Genomic DNA, 3230 nt, shown 5'->3' with positions numbered 1-3230 from the left:
TAAACAGGCTCTGGGTTTCCGGCATGTTCACGTCCTGCAAGGCACTCAGCAAAATGCCGGATTTGATATAGCGCACGCCTGGTCGATAGGCTTCTGCTAGCGCGGCTTTGACCGCCTGCCACAGATCCTGGTAATGATTGCTCGGATTCGCCAGCGGGCGGAAGGCCACTCCCGAATAATAACGTCCCCGATGGGGCGAGCTGCGAATTTGTATCTGGACGCCTTGGGCTTTTTGACCGTCCTGCCGTAACTTTGCGGCGCAACGCTGGGTATGCACGGACAAACTTTCTTCCAGATCAGTAAGGCTTTCCACGGCTTGGCCAAAAGAACGACTACATTGGATGTGCTGTCTTTTCTGGGGTATCTGTTCCAGCTGCAGACAGGAAATACCCTGCAACTCCTGCTGGATACGGGCTAACACGATGCTATAACGTTGGCGGATAGCGACGGGATCCGCCCGTAAAAATTCCGCAATCTGCTGAATATTCTGGCGGCGCAGGGACTCGCCGAGCTGTCTGCCGATACCCCAGACCGCATCAATAGGGGTATCCTGAAGCCACTGGACCTTCTGGTCGTCGGGAATGTTGTCCCAGTCACAAACGCCTTCTGCCACGCGCCCTTTTTTAGCCCAGTGATTGCAGAGTTTGGCCAGGGTTTTTGAAGGACCCATGCCGACACAAACAGGCAGGCCCAATTCCTTGCGAACGCGATGCCGGACTGCACTGCCCCAGCGCAGCGCTTCCTTTCCGCTGACTGGAATATGCAGAAATGACTCATCAATGCTGTAGATTTCCTGTGCAGCGCTGAGGCTGTCCAGTAAGCGCATCATTCGCGCCGATAATTCTCCATAAAGGGCATAGTTGGAAGACAGTACGACTACCCCCTGCTGTTTGGCCAGCTTCTGCCACTGAAAATAGGGGGTACCCATGCCGATTTTCAGGGCCTTGGCTTCGGCGGACCGGGATACTGCACAACCGTCATTATTGCTGAGGATGACCACGGGGCGGCCCTCCAGTTGTGGCGCAAACAGGCGTTCGCAGGATACGTAGAAATTGTTGGCATCCACCAGTGCAAAGCGCAAGTTCACTGTCCCAGACTATGAATCACGTGCCGCACCACACCCCAGATAACCAGTTCCTGTTCGGGGTCCAGCAAAATGGGTGGGTACGCACTATTGCCGGGCAGCAAAGCGGGCTTCCCGGTGTGTTTTCCCAGCTTCTTGACGGTCAGTTCTCCATCTATGGCGGCAATGACAATATGACCTTCCCGGGCATCAATGGCACGATCCACAATCAGCAGATCACCATCGTGGATGCCATAGTCCAGCATGGAATCGCCGGAAACTTTGAGAAAAAAACTGGCATCGGGGTGAGGCAGCAAGTGTTCGTGCAGGTCCAGAGACCGTTCGACATGATCATCGGCAGGAGAAGGAAATCCGGCTGGAATGCGTGATGCGTACAGCGGTCTTTTTAAAGGCGCAGGTTGGCTGGGCAGGCGAAAAATGACCGGTTCCGCCTCTGCGTCGCTGACCACGCTGGATGTTGAATGCCCCATGATTTTCACTCCGCTATAGGAATGTTGGTTATGATAACAAAAAGCCCCCTGAAAAGGGGGCTGGATAATACATGCACTGGTGAGCCGTAACTACAGATCTATGCCTTCATGATCCATGGCCGCAAAATAATCGGTAACACGACCATCCGGAACGGTGACTTTCAGTGCCCAGATCATGCAGATAATGGCCAGAATGGCGACCAGCAACATGGACAGATAGAAAGGAATATCCCCGGATCCCCCCAACACCTTGGGTCCAAACCAGGAAAGTACCCAGAGCCCGATAAAATAGGGAAATATCCAGGTAATATGTTTGAAACCGAGGGGCTTGTCACCGGATTTACCCCGAATCAGGTGCACAATCCAGTAAATGAAGAGAATGGCAAACAGTACGCCAAAAATATAGGAAAGTGCCTGCAAACCACCCCAATATGCAACCAGTGAGGAGAGAATAAAGGCAATAGGGGCGATAATGTGCGCTCCCCAAAGGCGGAAGGGTCGCTTCAGGTCCGGTACGGAACGGCGTAACTGCAACAAGACGATGGGACCAATGCCGTAGGTAATGACTGAAATGGTGGTAATGAAACCCACCAGCTTTTGCCAGGAAGGAAAAGGCAGAAAATACAGACAGCCAATGACATAAGCGACAATGACACCCACCCAGGGCACGCCGCCTTCACTGATTTTGGTGAAGAAGCTCGGCCCTGCCTTGACTTCGCCATTGGCGACTACGGCGCGCGCCGCTGAAGTGGCATACACAAGCGCAGTGCCGCCGGGAGAAATGAGCGCATCTGCATAAATCAGCACCGCCAGCCAGGTAATCCCGAGCATGCCGGCAACTGCTGCGAAGGGACCAAATACTCCAGTGAAACTGAGCTTGGTCCAGCCCTGAGTGAGTTGATCGGGTGGCATGCTGACCAGAAAAGCCCATTGCAGGGCTACGTAAAGACAGCCACCAATAACGATGGAGCCTATTACCGCCAAGGGAATGTGTTTGCCTGGATTTTTGCTTTCTCCACCTAATTCAATAGCCTGTCTGAAGCCTAGGTAACTGAAGACAATGCCGGAAGAAGCTACAGCCACAAACATGCCATGCACATTTTCCTTCATATGCATGATATGAAGATTTTCCGGATGATAGGAAAATGCTACCAGTACGATGATGGTCAGGACAGGAACCGCCAGCTTCCACCATCCCAGGCTGGTGAAAATCTGGGTGACCCGTTTGATGCCCAGGAAGTTCAGCAAGAACATCAGTCCCAGCAGAACGACGGCGGCAAGCAGACCAAATCCGCTGAGTAGACCCGTGTTACCCAGTAAAAGGCCGGGAATATAGTTGTTGGCATAAGTGAGTACCGCAATGACTTCCACAGGAGCAATGGCAATATAAAACATGAACAGCAGCCAGGCCCAGATTTTACCAAGCAGATTACCATGAACGACATTGGCGATATGCGCAGCAGCACCCGCACGCGGAAATAACGGGCCGACTTCGGCGTAGGTGAGTCCCAGAAACAGGATGGTCACCGCACCAATCAACCATGAAAAAATGCTGAGGGGACCCGCGATATGGGCCGCATTCAGTGGGCCGAACAACCAGCCGGATCCGATAATGCCCCCCAGGCTGGCAAAAATAAGGCCTGAGAATCCTACTTCTCTTTTTAGTTTTTTGACCA

Annotated in this window: 3 protein-coding genes; all 3 read right to left on the bottom strand. The window is 52.8% G+C overall.

From position 1 onward, the window contains the following. A partial coding sequence (locus AC2VLY_RS11725) for a Y-family DNA polymerase (protein ID WP_486922331.1) occupies positions 1-1081 on the bottom strand: 1081 nt, incomplete at its 3' end. A 2-nt stretch (positions 1082-1083) separates the two neighbouring features. Then, positions 1084-1554: a LexA family protein gene (locus AC2VLY_RS11720; RefSeq protein ID WP_486922330.1), complete on the bottom strand. Its 471-nt coding sequence runs from the start codon at positions 1552-1554 to the stop codon at positions 1084-1086. Between the two features lie 90 nt (positions 1555-1644). Then, the coding region (locus AC2VLY_RS11715; RefSeq protein WP_486891746.1) for an APC family permease at positions 1645-3230 on the bottom strand (1586 nt) is incomplete at its 5' end.

This window comes from Acidithiobacillus sp. TH-A36 (genome assembly GCF_057473445.1).
Note: the sequence above shows the minus strand (reverse complement) of the source record. Positions and strands in the feature narration are given on the sequence as shown.

What these genes read in the sequence shown, in the direction of transcription:
- AC2VLY_RS11720 (WP_486922330.1), bottom strand. Translation starts at nt 1,554, where the DNA reads ATGGGGCATTCAACATCCAGCGTGGTCAGCGACGCAGAGGCGGAACCG.